The organism is Pseudomonas sp. B392_1p (genome assembly GCF_052245235.1).
In the GTDB taxonomy this organism is placed as follows: Bacteria; Pseudomonadota; Gammaproteobacteria; order Pseudomonadales; family Pseudomonadaceae; genus Serpens; species Serpens gallinarum.
Genome location: NZ_JBQPXM010000012.1, coordinates 71279 through 91958, shown reverse-complemented (window position 1 = coordinate 91958; position 20680 = coordinate 71279). Strand labels below are relative to the sequence as shown.

Sequence of the window (20680 nt, the reverse complement as noted above, 5' to 3'; positions counted from 1 at the left end):
TGGCGATTACGGATGTTTTGCAACGGATCGCCAGCAAGCTGGCTCCTACATTCAAAGACACCTGGGCGCGCTATTCCTATCCTGGCCTCACACCTTGAGAAAGTGCTCGCGGTAGAAGCGTAGGATGGATCGCGCTCTATCGATCCATCGGGCGGGGCCATGGTGACTCCGCAAGTTGGTTAGGAGGCCATTCAAAAAGCACCCAAGCGCCCCTTTGCGGCACGGTTTATACCTTGAGGAAATGCTCGCGGTAGTGACGCAGCTCGGCGATGGATTCGCGAATGTCGTCCAGCGCCAGGTGGGTGCCGCCCTTGGTGAAACTGTCGCGCACCTGCGGCGCCCACAGACCGGCGAGAATTTTCAGCGTCGAGACGTCCAGGTTGCGGTAGTGGAAATAGGCTTCCAGGGTCGGCATGTAACGATACAAAAAGCGCCGGTCCTGACAAATGGTATTGCCACAAATTGGCGACGCGCCCTTGGGCACCCACTGCTCTAGGAAGGCGAGGGTTTGCGCCTCGGCCTCAGCTGTGGAGATACGGCTGTCGCGCACCCGTTGGGTCAGACCGGAACCACCGTGCTGACGGGTATTCCACTCGTCCATGGCGGCCAGGCGCTCATCGCTCTGGTGCACGGCAATCACCGGCCCTTCGGCCAGCACCGTGAGGTTGCTGTCGGTGACGATGGTCGCCATCTCGATGATCACGTCCTGGTCGGGGTTCAGACCGGTCATTTCCAGGTCGATCCAGATCAGGTTATTTGGGTTTTGCATGCTGGGCTCCTCGGCTGATGGCGCACAGTTTAACAGTCACCGCATGCTAGACTGCGCGCCATTTCCACGCAGCGGAACCCTCATGGCCAAACGCCAACTCAACCGCCGGCAAAACTGGCGCATCGAGAAGATCCAGGAAGAACGTGCGGCCCGTGCCGCCAAGCGCGAATCGCGCCTACTCGAAGAGCTGGAAGGCGGCGATCTGGGCGGCGAACAGCCCGGCCTGGTGATTGCCCACTTCGGTGTCCAGGTGGAAATCGAGGACAGCGAAGGCGAACTTTACCGTTGCCACTTGCGCGCCAACCTGCCGACCCTGGTAACCGGCGATCGCGTAGTCTGGCGCGCCGGCAATCAGGGCCACGGCGTGATTGTCGCCCAGCTGCCGCGTGACACCGAGCTGTGCCGCCCGGATAGCCGCGGGCAGCTCAAGCCGGTGGCTGCCAACGTCGACCAGATCGTCATCGTCTTCGCCCCGTTGCCGCACCCGCACGCCAACCTGATCGACCGCTATTTGATCGCCGCCGAACATGCCGGCATCCATCCGCTGCTGCTGCTCAACAAGGCCGACTTGCTGGATGCCGATAACGCGCCGCACGTGGAGAGCCTGCTGACCACCTACCGCCAGCTCGGCTATCCGGTATTGGAAGTCTCCGCCCACGAGGGCGACGGCATGACGGCTTTGCAGGCGGCGCTGGACAACCATGTCAGCGTGTTTGTCGGGCAGTCCGGAGTGGGCAAGTCGTCGCTGGTTAACAGCCTGCTGCCGGGCGTGGATATTCGCGTCGGCGCGTTGTCCGAGCTGACCGGCAAGGGCACGCACACCACGACCACCGCGCGCCTGTTCCACTTCCCCAACGGCGGCGAACTGATCGACTCCCCCGGTATCCGCGAGTTCGGCCTGGTGCATGTCAGTCGTGACGACGTGGAGGCCGGCTTTATCGAGTTTCGCGACTTGCTCGGGCACTGTCGTTTTCGTGACTGCAAGCATGACCGCGAACCAGGCTGTGCGCTTCTCCAGGCACTGGAAGAGGGACGCATCCAGCCACAACGCATGGCCAGCTATCGGCATATCCTGGCCAGCTTGCCTGAGGACGAATACTAGAATTTGCGCGCCTATCGAGCAGACAAAAAATCCCCGCACAACCCGCGGGGATTTTTTTGCAGTCGAAACCGCGACTACTGCTGCTTGAGCTCGTCCATTTGTAACGGACCGTCGCGGAACAGGTTCAAGCGCTCGCGCACCTCCTCGGCGGGCAGCGGATCTTCCTGGGCTGGGCGCTCCGCATCCCGACCCCAGGCATTGTTCGGTTCGCCTTCCAGCGCCTGCTGGGCCTTGCGGGTCAGCACGACAATATCGATGCGCCGGTTCATCGGACTGAAGGGGTCGGCGCGATCGAACAGCGCCGATGAGGCATAGCCCACCACCTGAGCCACCTGCTCCTCCGGGTAACTGCCGGCGACCAACGCGCGTCGCGCCGCGTTGGCGCGCATGGTGGACAATTCCCAATTGCCGGCGAAATCCTTGGAGCTGTATTGCCGGGCGTCGGTATGGCCACTAATACTGAGCTTGTTCGGCACCAGGGCGAGGGTGTCAGCCATGGCCAGCAGGATGTCTTCAAAATAGGGCTGCATGCGTGCGCTGCTCAAGTCGAACATCGGCCGGTTCTCGGCATCCATGATCTGAATGCGCAAGCCGTCACGGGTGCTCTCGATAAGCACCTGATCCTTGAAGCGCTGCAGCTCGGGGCTTTCCTCAATCTTGTTCTGCAGCTCGATGCGCAGCATTTCCATGCGCTCGAACTCCAGCAGGGCCGACAGCGTGCTGATTTCCTCGGTAGACACCACCTGAGGCTGCGCCTCGCTCATCACGCCATCCTGTTCGATGTTCTGGGTGCGCTCCGGCGCCGGGGTCGGCGTACCGCCCAAATCAATCACGTGCGGGCTGGCCGTCTCGGTAAACCCCACCGGGTCCTTGAAGTAACCGGAGATGATGGCCCGCTGCAGGGGCGTGGCTGTGGACAGCAGCCAGAGCACCAGGAAGAACGCCATCATGGCGGTCATGAAATCAGCAAAGGCGATTTTCCAAGAGCCACCATGGGTATTGCTGGCATAGCGCTTGACGCGTTTGATGATGATCGGCTGGCTGTTTTCCATAATGGCTGATCAGCTCCCGCGCACGGCCTGTTCCAGCTCAGCAAAGCTGGGTCGATGTCCGGGCATCAGCACCTTGCGACCAAATTCCACCGCCAGGGTCGGCGGCAGGCCGGAGGCCGAGGCAATCAGGCTGGCCTTTATCGCTTCGTACACGTTCAGTTCTTCGCGGGCATCCTGTTCCAGGCACACGGCCAGCGGACCGATGAAGCCATAGGCGGCGATAATGCCGAGGAAGGTGCCCACCAGCGCTGCCGCCACGCTCTGGCCGATCGCCGCCTGATTGGCCTCGCCGAGCAGGGCCATGGTGATCACGATGCCCAGCACCGCGGCAACGATGCCGTAGCCCGGCAGGGAGTCCGCAACTCGCCCTATGGAATGTGCGGGCAGCTCCAGCTCTTCCTTGAGGCTGGCCAGTTCCATTTCGAACAGATTCTCCAGCTCATGGGGCGCCATGTTGCCGGACGTCATGATGCGCAGGTAATCGCAGATATACGCGATCATCCGTTCATCGTTCAGCACACTCGGGTACTTGGCAAAGATTGGACTCTCGTAGGGTTCCTCGATATCGCCTTCGATGGCCATCATTCCTTCGCGGCGACTCTTGTTGAGAATTTCATAGACCAGGCGCAGCACTTCCAGGTAGTAGGCGTGCGTATACCGCGTGCTGAACATGCGCAGCGACTTTTTCACCACCAACCACGAGGTCTTGCCGCGATTGCCCTGAATGAAAGCGCCCAGCGCGGCGCCACCGATAATCAGAAATTCAAAAGGGTGAATAAGCGCCATCAGCTTGCCGCCAGCCAGCACGAAGCCACCCAGCACACTAAAAAAGACGACGAGGATACCGATGATTTTTGCCATGATCTCGAAAGCTGCTGACGGGTGGATAAGCGGGTGATGAGATGTACTCACCTGTTATCGGCGCCTTTGCGGCAAACTGAAGCCACTCTCATCTAAAAGACCGATCAATGGCCACGCGTCTATCTGCTCCAGCCTTGCCGCCTCAATCTCTCGACGCCTGGATCGAGCATCTGGACAGCGTCGTCCTGCCCATCACCCGGGAAACCCGTCGCGATCTGCTGCAGGCATTGCACCGGCCCACCAGTTCGCTGCGCGAAATAGCCCAGGCCATGCTTTCCAGCCCGGCCCTGGCCCTGGCGGTACTGCGAGATGCCAACCGTCGCCGCTCCAGCAGCCTGGCCGAACCCGCAGACAACCTCGAAACCGCCCTGGCCCGCCTCGGCCTGCGGCGCGCTGAAGCGCTGCTGGGCGAGTTACCGGTTATGGGCAACGAACAAACGCCTTTGCCCTTGCGCCAGCTGTACGTGATCAGTCAGCACGCACGCCAGCAGGCCGGCGGCCTGTTCGTCCCGGCGCTGCCCCACCTCAGTCTGGAGGTGCAGTGGAACACCCTGCTGTTTTTCGCGCCGTTCTGGACCTTGTCCATGGCCCATCCGGACCTCATCCTGCGCTGGGCGGCACGGGTCTTCGGCGAACGCCGCCCCGCGCGCCAGGTGGAGCTCGAGCTATTCGGCGTGCCGCTGGTTACGCTGGGCCTGGCACTCGTGCGGCATTGGCGCCTGTCACCCTGGATAGCTCAGGGTTATCAGGCACTCGATGATGAGCGCGCCTCATTGATCCAAGCGCTGCGTCTCGCCCGCAGGCGCGGCCCGCAGCCTCAGCAGGCTCAGAATATCGCCCCGCCACTGCGCCACTGGCTGAGCCGCCCGGCCAACAGCGTACTGTTCAGCAATGCTCTGGCACTCGCCGCGCACCAGGCCTGGGATGACCGCCACAGCCTGCGCTGGCAGCGGCTCAGTGGGCTGTTTTTGCAGCACCCACTGGAGCATGTGCAGCAGCACAGCCATCGACAGGCGGTGATCAGTGCCCGCCAGCTCAGCCAAGCTTCATCGCTGCAATCGCTCTGGCATCCGGCCCAGGCGCTGGTCTGGCCGCCTGGCTGTCGCCGCAGCCCACCGGCAGAGCCCGCCGCCCAACTATCCAGTTTCTTCCAGCGCGAAGACTGGCAGCGCCAATGCGCCCAACTGCTACAACAGCCCAGTCCGTTCGCCAACCTGCCGCAACTGGTGAGCGGCGCGGCTGCCGCCTTGTTTGCCTGCGGGCTGCGGCGCAGCGCGCTGCTGGTGACCGACCGTCAGGGGCAACTGATCGCGCAACATCAGTCCGGCCTAACGGCCAACGGTCCGCGCTTGAAGCTCGACCCTGGACGTTCGGCACTGCTCAGTAAACTGATCGAGCAGCCTCGGCTGCTGCATATTTCAGCGGACAATTTTGGCGAGTATGCCGCGCAGTTGCCTCCGCTGCTCACGCACCACTTTCCGAACCGGCATTTGCTGCTGGGCACCCTGGGATTGCACGGGCGCGGCGTGATACTGCTGATTGCCGACCAGCACGGGGTGCCGTTCTCCGCAACGCACCTGCGCCTGGTCGAGAAAACCACCCGCTGCATCGAACGCGCACTGCTGACCTTCAGCCAACGCGCTCGCTGAGCGTTGCGCTACAATCAGCCCCTTTTTCAGCCATGGAATTCGCCATGACCGACTGCTTCACCGCTCTGCCGCTGGTCATCGAGCCCGCTGACCTGCAGGAGCGCCTGGATGCCGCGCAACTGATTCTGGTCGACCTGACCAGTGCCGCGCGCTACGCCGAAGGCCATCTACCGGGCGCACGCTTCGTCGATCCCAAGCGCACCCAGTGGGCACAGCCCCCCGCACCGGGCCTGCTGCCGGCGCGCGAACAGCTGGAGCAGCTATTCGGTGAGCTGGGCCATAATCCCGACGCCGTCTACGTGGTCTATGACGATGAAGGCGGCGGCTGGGCCGGACGCTTCATCTGGCTGCTCGACGTGATCGGTCACGGTCGCTATCACTACCTGAACGGCGGGCTGCACGCCTGGCTGGAAGCCGGCTTGCCGCTATCCACAGCGGTGCCACCCAGCGCCGGCGGCCCGTTGCCGCTGATTCTGCACGACGAGCCCACTGCCACCCTCGACTACCTGAACAGCCGTCTCGGCGCGCCCGACCTGGTGGTCTGGGATGCCCGCTCGCCGGCGGAATACCGCGGCGAGAAAGTGCTCGCGGCCAAAGCCGGGCACGTGCCCGGCGCGATAAACTTCGAATGGACCGCCGGCATGGACAAGGGACGCGCCCTGCGCATCCGTGACGATATCGCCGAACACTTGCAATCCCTGGGCATCACCGCCGACAAGGAAATCATTACCCATTGCCACACCCATCACCGCTCCGGTTTCACCTACCTGGTGGCCAAGGCGCTCGGTTATCGGCGGGTGAAAGGCTACGCCGGGTCCTGGTCGGAATGGGGTAACCATCCGGACACTCCCGTCGAGCTGTAGCAAGCCGGAGGCGTGTATCGACAGTTCTGCACTGCCTGTAAACCCTTTGCTGGCCGCCTCGTACAGGCGATCAGCCTACTTATCCGCTAAATAGAAGTTTTTCAAAGGAACATCCATGTCCATCAAAGACCGCCTGTTCATCCTCAGTCAGTACCTGACGCCGCATCATCTGCTTTCGCGCCTGGCCGGCTGCGTGGCGGAATGCCGGGTCAACTGGTTCAAGAACGCCTTCATTCGCCGCTTCGCCGAGCACTTCAAGGTGGACATGAGCCAGGCGCAAGTCGAACAGCTCGACGCCTACGAGAACTTCAACGCCTTCTTCACCCGTGCGCTAAAAGACGATGCCCGCCCTCTGGACCCGACCCCCGGCGCGATTCTCTGTCCGGCCGACGGCACGGTCAGTCAGCTGGGCGCCATCAGCAATGGCCGCATCTTCCAGGCCAAGGGGCACAGCTTCAGCGCTCTGGAGCTGCTCGGCGGCGACGCAGACCGCGCCGCGCCCTTCATGGGCGGTGCGTTTGCCACCGTGTACCTGTCGCCCAAGGATTATCACCGCGTGCACATGCCGCTGGCCGGCACCCTGCGCGAGATGGTCTACGTGCCGGGCAAGCTGTTCTCGGTCAACCAGACCACGGCGGAAAACGTCCCGGAACTGTTCGCCCGCAATGAGCGCGTCGTCTGCCTGTTCGACACCGAACGCGGACCGATGGCCGTGGTGCTGGTCGGCGCGATGATCGTGGCGAGCATCGAAACCGTCTGGGCCGGACTGGTCACGCCGCCCAAGCGCGAGCTGAAGACCTTCCGTTACGACGAAGCGGCCCGTGCGCCGATTCACTTGGAAAAAGGTGCGGAGCTGGGCCGTTTCAAGCTCGGTTCCACGGCCATCGTGCTGATCGGGCCCGACCAGGTACGCTGGGCTGAAGAGCTCGGCCCCTTGAGCGGCGTCTGCATGGGCCAGCGCCTGGGCCTGACCACCGCCGAATAAGCCACGTGGTACTGCCGCGCTGCCTCGCAGCGCGGCGTCCCTTCGGTCCGCCACCGGCTGATCTCAACGCAGCAGCATCCCCTCTTGTTCCTCCCCCACACGCCTCCCCCATGTTCCAACGCAGCCAGGATGCCGCGCAGCGGCTCGAACCCTTGCGCTCCCAACGGGACACCCGTCACAGCTTCGACATACCAGCGCCCCGTCACACGGGAAGGCTTTGACTCCTCCTCGAGGCGCTGGCTAGATTCCAGTCACTCCATCCATCGCTTTTTTTCGCCCATTCGGCCGAATCCATTACCCATGGCCATCGATAAGAAAACTGTTCGCCTGCTGATTCTCGAAGACTCCCAGAACGAGGCCGAGCGCCTGGTCAATCTGTTTCGCAACGCCGGGCGCGCCACCCGCGTACAGCGCCTGAGCTCGGCCGCCGACTTGCAGGCCGCGCTGGACCACAGCTGGGATCTGCTGATCAACGCACCCACCAGCCAGGGGCTGTCGCCTGACGATGCGATCCAGGCGATTCGTCGTCAGGCCAAGGACATCCCGGTGATTCAACTGGTCGAGCCTGGAAACGCGGCCGACATCAGCGATGCCATTACCACGGCCATGACCAGTGGTGCACAGGACGCCCTGCCCCAAGGCGACGACGAGCGCCTGATCCTGGTGGCCAACCGCGAGCTGGCCAACCTGGCGGAGCGCCGCGCCCGCCGTGCCGCCGAAGTGGCCCTGCGCGAGGCGGAGAAACGCTGCCAACTGCTCCTCGACAGCTCGGTTGACGCCATCGCCTATGTCCACGAAGGCATGCACATTTATGCCAACCGGGCCTACCTGGAACTGTTCGACTATGTCGATGCGGATGAACTGGAAGGCATGCCGATGATCGACCTGATCGACAGCGCCGACCAAAGCGCCTTCCGGGACTTCCTGAAAAATTACCAGAGCCCGGAAGGCGGAGCCGAGCTCAGCTGCAGCGGCGTGAAAAGCGCGGGTGACACCTTCAAGGCACGCATGAGTTTGTCACCCGCGGCCTACGACGGCGAGCCGTGCATCCAAGTCGTCATCCGCTGCGACACCGACAATGCCGAGCTGGAGGAGCGTCTGCGCGAAATCAGCAGTCAGGACCTGGTGACTGGCCTGTACAACCGCACCTATTTCCTCGAGCTGATGGACGCCGCCGCGCAACGCGCGGTCAACGCCGGCCAGCCGGCCAGCCTCGCGTACATCCGCCTTGATCAGTACTCCACCCTGCTGGCTGATATCGGTATTGCCGACATCGGCCTGCTGCTCACCGATCTGGCCGGCCTGCTGCGCGCGCACTTCCCAGCCGAGGCCCAGCTGGCCCGTTTTGGTGACGATGTGTTCACCGTATTACAGCCGGGCCAGACACCCGAGCAGAGCCGTCCGGCCTTGGCAGCGCTGCTGCAGCGGGTCGAGGCGCACTTGTTCGAGGTGAATGGTCGCACCGCACAGGTCAGCCTCTCGATCGGTGTTGCCGGCCTCAATGAGAAAACGCCCCGCGCACAAACCGTGGTCGACCGCGCCCACCGCTGCGCCGACACCCATAGCACGGGCAATACTCTGACTCTGTACGATCCGGCCGACGAGCTGGCCGCCGAGGCCAACCGCGGCAACGTGGTCGCCATGCTTCAGCAGGCCCTGGACACCAACAGTTTCCAGCTGCTGTTCCAGCCGATCATCAGCCTGCGCGGGGATGACGTCGAACATTACGAAGTCCTGCTGCGGCTGCTCAATCCCCAGGGTGAGGAGATCCTGCCCGGCGACTTCCTCGCCGTCGCTCAGGAAGCCGGGCTGGCCGCGAAGATCGACCGCTGGGTGCTGCTCACATCCATCAAGATGCTGGCCGCCCATCGCCAGAAGGGACATATCACGCGCCTGTTCGTGCACTTGGGCGAGGCCAGTCTGCAAGACCCTGGTCTGTTGCCCTGGCTCAGCGCCACCCTGCAAGCCGCGCGCTTGCCGGCCGACGCCCTGGCTCTGCAGTTCAATGAAACCGCCGCCACCACCTACCTGAAGCAAGCCAAAGCTCTCACCCAGGGCTTACATCAGCTGCACTGCAAGGTCGCCCTGAGCCAGTTCGGCTGCGGCGTCAACCCGTTCAATACGCTCAAGCACCTGGAAGTGGACTTCGTCAAACTGGACAGCTCCTTCGCCCAGGAACTGCACCAGGCCGAGAACCAGCAAACGCTCAAAGATATGCTGGCCAGCCTGCATGCCCAGGCCAAGCTGACCGTTATTCCAGGGGTAGAAAGCGCCAGCGCCTTGGCCACGCTCTGGCAGGCCGGCGTCAACTACATCCAGGGCCTGTATTTGCAGGCGCCCAGTCGTGCGATGGATTACGACTTCAGCTCGGGCGACGAAGGCTGACCACGGTCAGTTTCTTCTGCCCAGCGAGGACTAGAGTGTCCTGACACCCTCATGTCAGGAGCACGCACCATGACCATGATGAAGGCGGCGGTATTCGTCGAGCCCGGACGGATCGAACTGCAGGACAAACCCATCCCCGAGGTCGGCCCCAACGATGCCTTGCTGCGCATCACCACCACGACCATCTGCGGCACCGACATCCACATCCTCAAGGGCGAATACCCGGTCGAGCGCGGCCTGACCATCGGCCATGAGCCGGTGGGCATCATCGAGAAGTTCGGCAGCAATGTGAAAGGCTATCAGGAAGGCCAGCGGGTGATCGCCGGGGCCATCTGTCCCAGTTTCACCTCCTATGCCTGCCAGGATGGCGCACCCTCCCAGGACGGCGGCGCTTGCGGCTGCCACGGCTACAAACCGATGGGTGGCTGGCGCTTCGGCAATACTCTCGACGGCACTCAGGCCGAATACGTCCTGGTTCCGGACGCCCAGGCCAACCTGGCCCCCGTGCCGGACGCCCTGAGTGACGAGCAGGTGCTGATGTGCCCGGACATCATGTCCACCGGTTTTGCCGGCGCGGAACGCGCCAACATCAAGATCGGCGACATCGTGGTGATTTTCGCCCAAGGGCCGATCGGCCTGTGCGCCACCGCCGGCGCCAAGCTACGTGGCGCCAGCTGCATCATTGCGGTGGACGGTGTGGATTCGCGTCTGGAGATTGCCCGGCAGATGGGCGCCGACGTGACGCTGAACTTTAAGAATGTCGACGTGGTGGACGAGATTCTCAAGCTTACTGGCGGGCGCGGCGTGGATGCGGCCATTGAGGCGCTGGGCACCCAGCTTACCTTCGAGCAGGCCCTGCGCGTGCTCAAGCCCGGCGGCACCTTGTCCAGCCTGGGCGTTTATTCCCAGGATCTGAGCATTCCCCTGGGCGCTTTTCATGCCGGCCTGGGCGACCATACCCTCGTCACCTCCCTGTGCCCAGGCGGCAAGGAGCGCATGCGCCGACTGCTCAACGTGGTCGCCTCGGGCCGCGCCGACTTCGGCGCCCTGGTCACCCATCACTTCGCGCTGGACGACATCGAAGCCGCCTATGACCTGTTCGGCCACCAGCGCGATGGCGTATTGAAAGTGGCCATCAAGCCCTGACGGCGGCTACAAGCCACTGGCTTCAAGCGGCAAGTAAAAAGCCCTGGGCCGGCAGCGGCCCAGGGCTTTGCTTTTCTCGAAGCTCGACGCGTGAAGCGGCTCTTATTCCTGCCCGTCGCGCTCGCGAAAGCCGAGCAGATAGAGAATGCCGTCCAGGCCAAGTGTGGAGATCGCCTGCTTGGCCGACTGCTTGACCAACGGTTTGGCGCGAAAAGCCACACCCAGGCCCGCCAGACCGAGCATGGGCAGGTCGTTGGCGCCGTCGCCCACGGCGATGGTCTGTTCCAGGCGCAGACCTTCCTTCTCGGCCAGCTGGCGCAACAGGTCGGCCTTGCGCTGGGCATCGACGATCGGCTCGATCGCAACGCCGGTGAGCTTGCCGTCGACGATTTCCAGTTCGTTGGCAAACACGTAGTCGATGCCCAGGCGAGCCTGCAGTTGTTTGGCAAAGTAGCTGAAGCCGCCAGAGAGAATCGCGGTCTTGTAGCCCAGACGCTTGAGCTCGCTGAACAGCAGCTCGGCGCCTTCGGTCAGGCGCAGGCTGGCGCCCACCTCGATCAAGGCGCTTTCCGGCAGGCCCTTGAGCAGCGCCAGGCGTTCGGTGAAGCTGGCGCGGAAATCCAGCTCGCCGCGCATCGCCCGTTCGGTGATTTCCACCACCTGATCGCCCACCCCGGCCGCCTTGGCCAACTCGTCAATGACTTCCGCCTCGATCAGTGTGGAGTCCATGTCGAACACCGCCAGGCGGCGGTTGCGGCGAAACACCGAGTCGCGCTGGAAGGCGATGTCAACGTTCAGCTCCTGGGCCACGCTCAGGAACTCGGCGCGCAGGGCGTCCACATCAGCCGGCTCGCCGCGCACCGAAAACTCGATGCAGCCCTTGCCCTGCTCCACCGGCATGTCCAACGGCATCCGCCCGGAAAGCCGGTCGATATGATCGATGTTCAGGCCGTACTTGGCGGTGATCGAGCTGACACGCTGCAGTTGTTCGGCGGTTACCTGCCGGGTGAGCAGGGTCACGATGTGCCGGGACTTGCCCTGGCCGCCGACCCATTGCTGGTAGTCCGCTTCGGACACCGGCGTGAAGCGCACCTGCTGGTCCAGCTTGTAAGCGGTGAACAGCACCTCCTTGAGGACCGAGGAGGCGCGTTCGTTGTCGGGAATATCCACCAGGATGCCGAACGACAAGGTGTCGTGGATCACCGCCTGTCCGATGTCGAGAATGTTCACGCCGCCCTGGGCCAGCACCCCGGTAATGGCAGCGGTCAACCCCGGACGATCTTCTCCGGTGATATTGATCAGGACGATTTCGCGCAAGGCGCAGCTCCCATGTCAAAGAAGGGCCGCATTCTACCCCAAGCGCATACGCCCGCACCTCTCTGCTAGCCCTGCGCTGCCAGTCTTTATCGAAGCGAAAAATCTGTGAACCACCGCACAAATGATGGCTTTTTGCCCTAAAACATTTCATCCCTTAACGCTTTCGGCTTGCTCCATGCGTTACGTATACTCCCGCGACCTTCTCAGAGAAGAACCGTGCGCGTGAAGCGGCCCGCCATCAAACCCGATAATTTTTTCCTTCTTTTCTACAAAGCCTTGCGTGGACGACGTCTGCCGCTCCCCCTGCGGCTGGCCAGCCATTGCCTGACGCTGGTGGTGCTGGTGCTGCTCGTCTACGGCTGGGTGATCGGCTCCCAGCTCAAGCAGGTCATGCAGCAACAGGCTGAAGTGGTCGGCCAGAGCCTGATTACCCAGACCGCAGCCTCGGCCACCAACCTGCTGGTGACCAACGACATTCTCAGCCTCAACGTGCTGCTTAATAATCTGGTGAAGAATCCGCTGGTGGCCCATGCCGCCGTGTACAGCATCGACAATCGCATCCTCGCCGAGGCTGGAGTCAGGCCCAAGGCAGGATTGCTCGGCGAAAGCGACGGTCTGTTTGCCACGCCCATTACGTTTCAGGAAGTGATCGCGGGGCAGTTGCGCATCAGTCTCGACATGCGCCGCTTTCAGCAACCCATGAGTATCAGTCTGCAAAGCATGGCGTTGCTCAGCCTCATCCTGCTGGCCCTGACGCTCTGGTGGTCGCAACGCCTGGGCCGCACCCTCGCCACGCCGCTGGAAGAACTGGGCGACTGGCTGCACGAACCGGAAGGGCTGGCGCCCGGCAGCGAGCGTCAGGATGAGATCGGCACCCTGGCGCGCCAACTGCAAGATCTCCTGGCCCCTATTGCCCCGACTTCCCTGCCGGCAGGAGAGCCCGACGAAGCGTTTTTCGCCGACCTCGATACCGGCGAATTCGACGCCGAAACCACGACAACGGCTGCGGCCGAGCGCCCGCCCGCTCCTGAGCCCGTCACCACGTCGACTCATAACCGCGGCGTGGCACACAGCCTGGACGAAGACGACCCCTTCACCGACGTGCAGGGCGACTTCGATGACCTGCCGTTGACCCTGCCGCAGTCGCCGTCCTCGTCCGTCGCAGCCCAGACCAGTACCTGCGTGGTCCTTGCCATCCAGATCGGCAGCCAAGCACAGTTGCGCAACCTGCCACGCCCACGCCTGCTGGATATTCTGGAACGCTACCGCGACTGCCTGGACCAGACCAGCAAGCTGTATGCCAGCCAACTGCATACCCTCAACGATGGCAGCAGCCTGCTGGTGTTTCACCAGCACAGCAGCGACGACTACCTGGGCCACGCGCTGTGCTGTGGCGAATTGCTGCGCGCGCTGGGTCACGCCTTGCAGATTGAGGTGGCGGACAGCGGTATCAGCCTGCAACTGCAGTTGGGCCTGACTCACGGCGAAGTGCCGGAAACCGTCAGCCAAGGCGAGTTGTTGCTCAGCGATGTCGTGCTCGCCGCGCTGGACCTGTCCCAGCACAGCCGTAACCTGCTGCTGGTGGATGCGCGCATCGGCGTCGATCCCCACATCCGCAGCCGTGCTCGCCTGCGCGCCATTCCCACTCCCAGCGGCGCCTACTGTGTGGAAAGCCTGCTACCGCCCTATCCCGCACTGCTCGAGCGGCAACTGAGCCGTCTGCGCGAGCTCCGCTCGCAACGTCTGCCGCATTAAACGTTTTCCTCGAAGCGTGCGCGGCGCTGCCCTACGTGACGTTGCGCTATGTAAGGCAGGCGTCGCTCAATGTATACCGGATAGCGGAACACGGCGGGCTACCGCGAGCGCCGCACTTCCATCTCCTCACCCAACGGCCGAGACTGGCCTACGAGGAGGCGGCGCTTCGACGCCCCTTCTACGCGGGCATAAAAAAACCGGCTTGCGCCGGTTTTATGTTCTGTGCTTTTTAAAATACCGCCTCAGAACCGATAAACCTCGACATCGGCGCGCACCGGCTCGGCCACCGGAATCTTGGGCGCCGGCTCGGCCGTCGACTGGGCGGCACGCGCTGCCTTGGCGGCCTCGCTCTTGCGCGCCGCAGCAATCTGCCGCGCCAGGGGCTGGATATCGCCAGCCAATTGCTCGGCCAACTGCTGCAACACTTCGCTCTGGGCACGTACCTGATCGGCGACGTTGCCCAGATGCGACTCTTCCAGCCGTATCAAGCGACTGCTCAGCAGCTGTCCCTTGCGATCCAGCAGGCGCCACTGTGCTTCCAGCACGGCCGGTTTCAACGGGCCTGAATCGAGACGGTCGATGCTGACATGTACCTGGATGTCCGGGTTGAGCCCCGGGGCAGGCGCCAACGTCAGCCGCTGATCGTCCAATCGCCAGGACAGACGACGCAGCATGACATTGTTGATGTTGTCAGCCAGGTTGCCCGCCCAGCGCGCATCCTGATCGGCGACCAGGCTACCGTCGGGCTGGCGTTGCATCAGAGTTGCATCGCCCAGGTAATCGGCAATGTCGATTCGCTGCAGAAGAACCGCCAGGCCAGAAGATTTTTCGGACACCGTCGGGCTGCCACTGTCCAGCTGGTAAAGCGCAGTCGGCAGCTTGGTGATACAGCCTGCGACACCTAACGCACCCACCATCAAGAGCAGCGCGGAAAAACGCTTTAGTTTCATAGTTCACCCGGACGGACCGCAGACTACGGTCCAGGTTGGCAGTTTGCTCCGGGGCGTGGACGGTGAAGCGCGGTACGTCCCGGTAACTTTCTTTTTTTCGGACAACCCTGACCTGCAGGATTGTCCGACTGGTATGCGCGGTATTCTCCCAGCACTAGCCGGCAAATTCCACCTGAAGCGCATCGACGCGCTGGAATCCTCGCGGCAATTTGTTTCCTCGCCGGCCACGTTCGCCCCGGTAATGTTCAAGGTCTTCGGCCCTGAGGGTGAGGGTGCGTTTACCAGCCTGCAGGACCAATGCCGCACCGTCGGGCAGCACCGCCAAACCGGTCAGGTATTCCTCGCGGCTGGCCACGCGATCACTGGGAATGCCGATGATCTTGTTGCCCTTGCCTTTGCCCAGCTGTGGCAGGTCGGCGCATTTGAAGACCAACAGGCGACCTTCGGTCGTCACTGCCGCCAGCCAGTCGTTTTCGCGGCTGGCCAGAGGTTGCGGTGCTATCACCTGGGCGCCGGCCGGCAGGGTCAACAGCGCCTTGCCCGCCTTGTTCTTGGCCTGCAGGTCCTCGCCCTTGACGACGAAGCCATACCCGGCGTCCGAGGCGATCACGTACAGCGCATCGTCCTCGGGCATCAGCAGGCATTCGAAACTGACGCCCGGCGGGGGTGTCAGGCGGCCGCTGAGCGGCTCGCCCTGGCCACGCGCCGAGGGCAGTGAATGGGCGGCCAACGAGTAGCTGCGCCCTGTGGAGTCGATGAACACCGCAAACTGGTTCGAGCGTCCCAGCGCAGCGGCTTTGAAACCATCGCCCGAGCGGTAGGAAAGCCCCGTGGCGTCGATGTCGTGGCCCTTGGCGCAGCGCACCCAGCCCATTTCGGAGAGCACCACGGTAACCGGCTCGGTGGGCAACAGCTCGGTTTCGCTGAGGGCCTTGGCCTCGGCACGCTCGATAATTGGCGAGCGGCGCGCATCGCCATAGGTTTCGGCATCGGCGATCAATTCCTTGCGCACCAGCTTCTTCAGCTTGGCTTCGCTGCCCAGCAGCGCCAGCAACTGGTCGCGTTCTTTGGCCAGCTCATCCTGCTCGCCACGGATCTTCATCTCTTCCAGACGTGCCAACTGACGCAGGCGCGTGTCAAGGATGTAGTCGGTCTGCAGATCGGACAGGCCAAAGCGTGCCATCAGCACCGGCTTGGGCTGGTCTTCGCTGCGGATGATCTCGATGACTTCATCCAGGTTGAGGAACGCCACCAGCAAGCCTTCCAGCAAGTGCAGGCGTTTCTCGACCTTGTCCAGGCGGAACTCCAGCCGACGGCGTACGGTGCCGATGCGGTAGGTCAGCCATTCGCTGAGCAGCGTGCGCAGGTTCTTCACCTGCGGTTTGCCGTCCAGACCGATCACGTTCATGTTCACCCGGTAACTGGATTCCAGGTCCGTGGTGGCGAACAGGTGACGCATCAGCTCGGCGGTATCGACGCGATTGGACCGCGGAATGATGACGATGCGGCAGGGATTCTCATGATCCGATTCGTCGCGCAGGTCGGCCACCATCGGCAGTTTCTTGGCCTGCATCTGCGCGGCAATCTGCTCCAGCACCTTGGCACCGGATACCTGATGAGGCAGGGCGGTGACCACGACGTCGCCATCCTCAACCTTATACACCGCGCGCATGCGCACCGAGCCACGGCCAGTTTCGTAAAGCTTCAACAGATCGGCGCGCGGCGTGATGATCTCCGCTTCGGTGGGATAGTCCGGCCCCTGGATATGTTCGCACAGCTGTTCGACGCTGGCCTTGGGTTCGTCCAGTAGACGCACGCAGGCCGTGGCGACTTCGCGCAGGTTATGTGGCGGCACATCGGTGGCCATACCCACGGCGATGCCAGTGGTACCGTTGAGCAGCAGGTTGGGCAGACGCGCCGGCAGGGTGGCCGGCTCGTCCAGGGTGCCGTCGAAGTTCGGCACCCAGTCCACCGTGCCCTGCCCGAGCTCGGTCAGCAGCACTTCGGAGTAGCGCGACAGACGCGCTTCGGTGTAGCGCATGGCGGCGAACGATTTGGGATCGTCCGGCGCGCCCCAGTTGCCTTGGCCGTCCACCAGTGTGTAGCGGTAACTGAACGGCTGGGCCATCAGCACCATGGCTTCGTAGCAGGCTGAGTCGCCGTGGGGGTGGAACTTGCCAAGCACGTCGCCGACAGTGCGCGCCGATTTCTTATGCTTGGAATCGGCACTCAGGCCCAGCTCGCTCATCGCGTAGACGATACGGCGCTGCACAGGCTTCAGACCGTCGCCAATATGGGGCAGTGCACGGTCCATGATCACGTACATGGAATAGTTCAGATAAGCCTGTTCGGTGAACTCGGCGAGGGAGCGGCGCTCCACGCCATCCAGGCTGAGGTCGAGGGTTTCGCTCATGGTGCCTCTATGGTTCGATGTATTGGCGCAGCACCAGAGTGCCGTCGCGCTGAGTGAATTCCAGTTGACGCAGGGCGCTCATGCCCAGCAGCACCTGGTCGTTGCCCATGCCCGGCGCGATCAGCGCGCGCACGTCGCGCAGCACAATATCGCCCAGTTGCAGGTGCGCCAGATAGGTGCGGTAACCCGTTGTGCGGCCATTGGCGGTCAACAGGGTGATTTCCACGCCACGCTCCAGGCCAAGGCGTTCGACCAGCTGCTCGGGCACCGCCACATCGGTGGCGCCGGTATCCAGCAGGAAACGTACGGGCGTGCCATTGATCTGTCCGCCGGCGACAAAATGCCCGCGACCGTCCCCGGCCAAGCGCACTTCGATGTAATTCTGCGTATGCAGCGAGGCCGGCGCCGGGTTCGGGTTTTCACGGGACTCTTCCCAGCGACCGAAAAAATGCGTGGCCAGAAACAGCGCGGCGGCCCAGGCCAGTATCAGCATGATACGGCCCAGACGCTGACCTGGCGGGCGACTCATGGGGCCGCGCTCCAGCCATCGGCGGGCGCGGCAAATTGCCAGAGAATCGGCCGGCGCTCGCCATCACCGCGGGGCTGCCGTCCGTTATCAAGCATCACCCAAGCGTTTTCGCCATCCAGCCACAGCCCTTCGGCAACGCCAACGGGCGTATCGTAGCGTCGCGCCTCGCTCAGTCCCTCCTCGGCAAACGACCAGCAGCGCTCGGCCTGACCGGTTTTCAATGACCGCCGGCAGATCTGATGAGCCATGCGTTCAAGGGTATACAGCCGCTCCTGATAGAACGCCAGGTCGCTGAAGTCCAGCGGTTGCGGCTGGGTCAGCCCGCTTTGCACCGGCGGCGCTGCGACACCGCTCTCGGCCAACAAGACACAGCCGCCATTGCACTGCCAGCCGGTCTGCTGGCGATGCAAGACCAGCAAGCCGCGCCGCTCGCGCTCCACGGCCAGCCATAACCGCGAAGAGACCGGGTCGACCGCGATGCCTTCATACAGGGCGTTGTAACGCAGCAGCATGCCGGAGGCCCGAGCCTGACGCACCAGGCCGGGCGGCAGGCTCAACCAGCGCGGCATGCCGGCGGGGGGTATCAGCAACACGCCCAGCTGTGTTTCGCTGACCAGGTAACGATTGCCCCGGGCATCGCAACTCAGCCCTTCGAAATCCAGCGCACCGCCACGCAACAGGCCGATCAGTTGGTTGCCCCGGCGCACGCCCCAAGGTAACCCCGATGGTGGCGGCGGCGGCGCGACGAAACGCTCCTCTTCCACCTGCCACGCCGGCTCGCCTGGCACCAGACGGTACAAGCGATCATCAACCCGGTCGGAGACAGTCCATAAGCCATTGCCGCACCAGGCCAGCCCCGACAGATTGCCCTCCGGCACGCCGTCGATAACATGCTCGGCGCGCAGGCGCAGCTGTTCCAGCGGCTCCGGCGGCTTCGCTGACTGCTCGGGTTCAGCCCACAGCGGGACAGCGAACAACAGGCAGAACACGGCACTCCAAGCGCGAATCAAGCCACGACCTCGGCCAGGTTACCCTTGGCCTCCAGCCAGCTCTTGCGGTCGCCGGCACGCTTCTTGGCCAGCAGCATGTCCATGATTTCACTGGTGCCGGCAAAATCATCGAGGGTCAGTTGCACCAGGCGTCGGGTATTGGGATCCATGGTGGTTTCGCGCAGCTGCGGTGGGTTCATTTCGCCCAGACCCTTGAAGCGCGTGACCTGCGGCTTGCCGCGGCGTTTTTCGGCGACCAGCCGTTCAAGGATGCCGTCGCGCTCGGCCTCGTCCAAGGCATAGAAGATGTCCTTGCCCAAGTCGATGCGGTACAGCGGCGGCATTGCCACGTAGACGTGGCCAGCCTCCACCAGCGGGCGGAAATGCTGGACGAACAAGGCGCACAGTAAGGTGGCGATGTGCAAACCATCGGAGTCGGCATCGGCCAGGATGCACACCTTGCCATAGCGCAGCTGCGACAAGTCGTCCGAGCCCGGATCCAGTCCCACGGCCACGGCAATGTTGTGCACTTCCTGGCTGGCCAGCACTTCACCGCCGTCCACTTCCCAGGTATTGAGGATCTTGCCGCGCAGCGGCAGGATGGCCTGGAATTCCTTGTCACGTGCCTGCTTGGCGCTGCCGCCAGCGGAGTCGCCCTCCACCAGAAACAGCTCGGCGCGGCGCGGGTCCTGCCCGGCGCAGTCGGCCAGCTTGCCCGGCAACGCCGGTCCCTGAGTGACTTTCTTGCGCTCGACCTTCTTGCTGGCCTTGAGGCGGCGACCGGCATTGTTGATGGCCAGTTCGGCCAGTTGCAGGCCCAGTTCGTTATTGGCGTTGAGCCACAGGCTGAAGGAGTCCTTGACCACCCCGGACACGAACGCCGCCGCTTCGCGAGAGGACAGACGCTCCTTGGTTTGCCCCGAAAATTGCGGCTCCTGCATCTTCATCGACAGCACGAAGGCGATACGTTCCCAGATGTCCTCGGGGGCCAGTTTGACGCCGCGCGGCAGCAGATTGCGGAATTCACAGAACTCGCGCATGGCGTCCAGCAGGCCCTGACGCAGGCCGTTGACGTGGGTGCCGCCCTGGGAGGTGGGAATCAGGTTGACGTAGCTTTCCTGCACGCTGTCGCCGCCTTCAGGCAGCCACAGCAGTGCCCAGTCCACGGCCTCCCGGGTACCGGCCAGCTCGCCAGTAAAGGGTTCATCGGGGAGGCGAGCGAACTCGCTGACCGCATCCACCAGGTAGGAGCGCAAGCCGTCTTCGTAGAACCACTCGACTTTTTCATTGTTGCCGCGGTCGTCGAAGATGACCGTCAGGCCAGGGCAAAGCACCGCCTTGGCCTTGAGCACGTGCTTGAGACGACTGATGGAGAATTTCGACGTATCGAAATACTTCCCATCCGGCCAGAAGCGCACGCTGGTGCCGGTGTTGCGCTTGCCCACCGTGCCGATGATTTCCAGCTCGCTGGCCTTGTGGCCGTCGGCAAAGGCCATGCAGTACTCATTGCCATCACGCTTGACCTTGACCTCCAGTCGGGAGGACAGCGCGTTCACCACCGAGATCCCCACGCCGTGCAAGCCGCCGGAAAACTGGTAGTTCTTGTTGGAAAACTTGCCGCCGGCGTGCAGCTTGGTCAGGATCAGCTCGATCCCTGGCACGCCTTCCTCGGGGTGGATATCCACCGGCATGCCCCGGCCATCGTCCTGCACTTCCAACGAGTTGTCGGCATGCAGGATCACCAGCACGCTCTTGGCATGCCCGGCCAGTGCTTCGTCGACGCTGTTGTCGATGACTTCCTGGGCCAAGTGATTGGGACGGGTGGTGTCGGTGTACATGCCTGGGCGCTTGCGCACCGGATCGAGGCCGGACAGGACTTCAATGGCATCGGCGTTGTAACTGGCCATGGGCTCAC

Annotated in this window: 16 protein-coding genes; 7 read left to right on the top strand and 9 right to left on the bottom strand. The window is 63.2% G+C overall.

Features of this window, described 5'->3' with window-relative positions; translation table 11 throughout:
* Positions 1–226: 226 nt before the first annotated feature.
* A complete protein-coding gene (orn, locus tag ACTV8E_RS16600; protein WP_273538041.1) occupies positions 227–769 on the bottom strand; it encodes an oligoribonuclease in 543 nt (180 codons plus the stop codon).
* Between the two features lie 82 nt (positions 770–851).
* Here orn and rsgA point away from each other — a divergent pair, with 82 nt between their 5' ends.
* Positions 852–1871 carry a small ribosomal subunit biogenesis GTPase RsgA gene (gene rsgA / locus ACTV8E_RS16595; protein WP_443200229.1) on the top strand — a complete coding sequence of 340 codons (1020 nt, stop codon included), beginning with the start codon at positions 852–854 and terminating at the stop codon, positions 1869–1871.
* 74 nt (positions 1872–1945) lie between these two features.
* On the opposite strand, the gene motB is transcribed toward rsgA, so the two are convergent.
* Both motB and motA read right to left on the bottom strand, forming a co-directional pair.
* Entirely contained in the window at positions 1946–2923 is a 978-nt protein-coding gene (motB, locus tag ACTV8E_RS16590; protein WP_443200228.1) for a flagellar motor protein MotB, read from the bottom strand.
* 9 nt (positions 2924–2932) lie between these two features.
* Complete coding sequence (gene motA, locus ACTV8E_RS16585) at positions 2933–3784, bottom strand: flagellar motor stator protein MotA (RefSeq protein ID WP_251837446.1); 852 nt, start codon at positions 3782–3784, stop codon at positions 2933–2935.
* A gap of 107 nt (positions 3785–3891) precedes the next feature.
* Between motA and ACTV8E_RS16580 the strand changes: the two genes are divergently transcribed.
* The 5 genes from ACTV8E_RS16580 to ACTV8E_RS16560 all read left to right on the top strand — a co-directional run bounded on the left by ACTV8E_RS16580 (position 3892) and on the right by ACTV8E_RS16560 (position 10812).
* A complete protein-coding gene (locus ACTV8E_RS16580) occupies positions 3892–5433 on the top strand; it encodes an HDOD domain-containing protein (protein ID WP_443200227.1) in 1542 nt (513 codons plus the stop codon).
* A gap of 44 nt (positions 5434–5477) precedes the next feature.
* Complete coding sequence (locus ACTV8E_RS16575; RefSeq protein WP_251837444.1) at positions 5478–6296, top strand: rhodanese-like domain-containing protein; 819 nt, start codon at positions 5478–5480, stop codon at positions 6294–6296.
* Between the two features lie 115 nt (positions 6297–6411).
* Positions 6412–7281 (top strand): archaetidylserine decarboxylase, encoded by an 870-nt coding sequence (asd, locus tag ACTV8E_RS16570; protein WP_443200226.1) that lies wholly within the window; start codon positions 6412–6414, stop codon positions 7279–7281.
* A 300-nt stretch (positions 7282–7581) separates the two neighbouring features.
* Positions 7582–9666, top strand: coding sequence for an EAL domain-containing protein (locus ACTV8E_RS16565; protein ID WP_443200225.1), 2085 nt, complete (start codon positions 7582–7584; stop codon positions 9664–9666).
* Positions 9667–9735: 69 nt separating this feature from the next.
* The gene (locus tag ACTV8E_RS16560) at positions 9736–10812 is read left to right on the top strand and encodes an NAD(P)-dependent alcohol dehydrogenase (protein WP_443200224.1); all 1077 of its coding nucleotides are present in this window, start codon (positions 9736–9738) and stop codon (positions 10810–10812) included.
* A gap of 102 nt (positions 10813–10914) precedes the next feature.
* Here the strand turns inward: ACTV8E_RS16560 and serB are convergent, their stop codons facing one another.
* On the bottom strand, positions 10915–12129 hold the full coding sequence (serB, locus tag ACTV8E_RS16555; protein ID WP_251837440.1) for a phosphoserine phosphatase SerB: 1215 nt from the start codon (positions 12127–12129) through the stop codon (positions 10915–10917).
* 222 nt (positions 12130–12351) lie between these two features.
* Here serB and ACTV8E_RS16550 point away from each other — a divergent pair, with 222 nt between their 5' ends.
* Positions 12352–13884, top strand: coding sequence for an AhpA/YtjB family protein (locus ACTV8E_RS16550; RefSeq protein ID WP_443200223.1), 1533 nt, complete (start codon positions 12352–12354; stop codon positions 13882–13884).
* 242 nt (positions 13885–14126) lie between these two features.
* Here the strand turns inward: ACTV8E_RS16550 and ACTV8E_RS16545 are convergent, their stop codons facing one another.
* The 5 genes from ACTV8E_RS16545 to parE all read right to left on the bottom strand — a co-directional run bounded on the left by ACTV8E_RS16545 (position 14127) and on the right by parE (position 20672).
* Positions 14127–14834, bottom strand: a complete 708-nt coding sequence (locus ACTV8E_RS16545) for a PqiC family protein (protein ID WP_443200222.1) — start codon at positions 14832–14834, stop codon at positions 14127–14129.
* A gap of 154 nt (positions 14835–14988) precedes the next feature.
* Complete coding sequence (parC, locus tag ACTV8E_RS16540; RefSeq protein WP_443200221.1) at positions 14989–17247, bottom strand: DNA topoisomerase IV subunit A; 2259 nt, start codon at positions 17245–17247, stop codon at positions 14989–14991.
* 7 nt (positions 17248–17254) lie between these two features.
* Positions 17255–17776 carry a retropepsin-like aspartic protease family protein gene (locus ACTV8E_RS16535; RefSeq protein ID WP_251837436.1) on the bottom strand — a complete coding sequence of 174 codons (522 nt, stop codon included), beginning with the start codon at positions 17774–17776 and terminating at the stop codon, positions 17255–17257.
* A complete protein-coding gene (locus tag ACTV8E_RS16530) occupies positions 17773–18786 on the bottom strand; it encodes an esterase-like activity of phytase family protein (protein ID WP_443200220.1) in 1014 nt (337 codons plus the stop codon). Before ACTV8E_RS16530 ends, ACTV8E_RS16535 begins: the two co-directional genes overlap by 4 nt.
* Entirely contained in the window at positions 18783–20672 is a 1890-nt protein-coding gene (gene parE / locus ACTV8E_RS16525) for a DNA topoisomerase IV subunit B (RefSeq protein WP_251837434.1), read from the bottom strand. Before parE ends, ACTV8E_RS16530 begins: the two co-directional genes overlap by 4 nt.
* Positions 20673–20680 lie beyond the last annotated feature (8 nt).

What these genes read in the sequence shown, in the direction of transcription:
- ACTV8E_RS16560 (WP_443200224.1), top strand. Translation starts at nt 9,736, where the DNA reads ATGACCATGATGAAGGCGGCGGTATTCGTCGAGCCCGGACGGATCGAA.
- motA (WP_251837446.1), bottom strand. Translation starts at nt 3,784, where the DNA reads ATGGCAAAAATCATCGGTATCCTCGTCGTCTTTTTTAGTGTGCTGGGT.
- parE (WP_251837434.1), bottom strand. Translation starts at nt 20,672, where the DNA reads ATGGCCAGTTACAACGCCGATGCCATTGAAGTCCTGTCCGGCCTCGAT.
- ACTV8E_RS16580 (WP_443200227.1), top strand. Translation starts at nt 3,892, where the DNA reads ATGGCCACGCGTCTATCTGCTCCAGCCTTGCCGCCTCAATCTCTCGAC.
- parC (WP_443200221.1), bottom strand. Translation starts at nt 17,247, where the DNA reads ATGAGCGAAACCCTCGACCTCAGCCTGGATGGCGTGGAGCGCCGCTCC.
- orn (WP_273538041.1), bottom strand. Translation starts at nt 769, where the DNA reads ATGCAAAACCCAAATAACCTGATCTGGATCGACCTGGAAATGACCGGT.
- ACTV8E_RS16575 (WP_251837444.1), top strand. Translation starts at nt 5,478, where the DNA reads ATGACCGACTGCTTCACCGCTCTGCCGCTGGTCATCGAGCCCGCTGAC.
- motB (WP_443200228.1), bottom strand. Translation starts at nt 2,923, where the DNA reads ATGGAAAACAGCCAGCCGATCATCATCAAACGCGTCAAGCGCTATGCC.
- ACTV8E_RS16545 (WP_443200222.1), bottom strand. Translation starts at nt 14,834, where the DNA reads ATGAAACTAAAGCGTTTTTCCGCGCTGCTCTTGATGGTGGGTGCGTTA.
- ACTV8E_RS16535 (WP_251837436.1), bottom strand. Translation starts at nt 17,776, where the DNA reads ATGAGTCGCCCGCCAGGTCAGCGTCTGGGCCGTATCATGCTGATACTG.
- ACTV8E_RS16565 (WP_443200225.1), top strand. Translation starts at nt 7,582, where the DNA reads ATGGCCATCGATAAGAAAACTGTTCGCCTGCTGATTCTCGAAGACTCC.
- asd (WP_443200226.1), top strand. Translation starts at nt 6,412, where the DNA reads ATGTCCATCAAAGACCGCCTGTTCATCCTCAGTCAGTACCTGACGCCG.
- rsgA (WP_443200229.1), top strand. Translation starts at nt 852, where the DNA reads ATGGCCAAACGCCAACTCAACCGCCGGCAAAACTGGCGCATCGAGAAG.